We start from the raw sequence: 1,025 nt of genomic DNA, 5'->3' as shown, positions 1-1,025 counted from the left end.
CGGCGACGACTTCCCAGTCGGCGCCGAGGCCCCGACGGTCGTCGCGACGTTCGACGACCTCCCCGCGGACGTCCAGGAGGCGGTTCGGCCGCCGGTCCAGGAGATGATCGACGGGATGGCGATGTTCGTCGAGCGCTACGCCGACGAGGGGGGACTCCGGATCGGCGACCGCGAGGAACTCGAGGAGTACTGCTACTACGCCGCGGGCACCGTGGGAACGCTAATAACGAACCTGCTCGCACACGGCAGCGCCGACGAACGCCGCGTCCGCACCATGCGGAACACCGCCGAGGAGTTCGGGCTGTTACTCCAGCTCGTGAACGTCTCGAAGGACGTCTACGACGACTACAGCGAAGAGAACAACGTGTATCTCCCTGCGGAGTGGCTCGAAGCCGAGGGCGTCCCCCAGGAGGCCGTCGTCGACCCCGAACACCGCGACGGCTCCGCCCGGGTGGTCGCCCGGACGGCCGACCTCGCCCGATCGTGTCTCGACGAGGCCCAGGCGTACCTCGAGGCGATGCCGCTCCGGCAGGGCAACACGCTCTCGGCGTGGCTCGTCCCGTACGTCCTCGCGGTCGGGACGCTCCGCGAACTCGACGAGCGCCCGGAGGACGCGCTCACCGACGCCGGCGTCAAAGTGTCTCGCCAGGAGGTCTTCGCGGTGCTGGAGGCGGCGTCATCGGCCAGTCGAGACACCGTCGCGGAGTTCCGGGACGTCGTCGCCCGGACGCCGTTTCACCGCGCCGGCGACGTCGAGTGACACCCCCCGTCATGAACGGCGGGGCTTTCCTCGACAGAGGGACCCCGGCTCGGAACCGGTCGGGTCCCCGCACGACTGTGTTAACGTTTCGGCGGCGGCGCGGGACGCGGGTCGTCGGACGTGCGAGCGCTGTGGTTCGCCCGGAATTTACAAATCACCCCGAAGAAATCGGGTGAACAATACGCGTCACACGCGTTCCGGCGTCGCCACTTCCCCGTTCGCTCGATTTATATAATTTAAATACACCCTTCGTCGACTCGCGCGG

1 protein-coding gene is annotated in these 1,025 nt (G+C 67.8%); it reads left to right on the top strand.

Features of this window, described 5'->3' with window-relative positions:
• The coding region (locus DP106_RS15405; protein WP_120086657.1) for a squalene/phytoene synthase family protein at positions 1-760 on the top strand (760 nt) is incomplete at its 5' end.
• Positions 761-1,025: the final 265 nt, after the last annotated feature.

Origin of the sequence: Halonotius pteroides (genome assembly GCF_003605635.1) — an archaeon.
Classification (GTDB): domain Archaea; phylum Halobacteriota; class Halobacteria; order Halobacteriales; family Haloferacaceae; genus Halonotius; species Halonotius pteroides.
The sequence above is the reverse complement of the archived record's forward strand: the minus strand, read 5'-3'. Positions and strand labels throughout refer to the sequence as shown.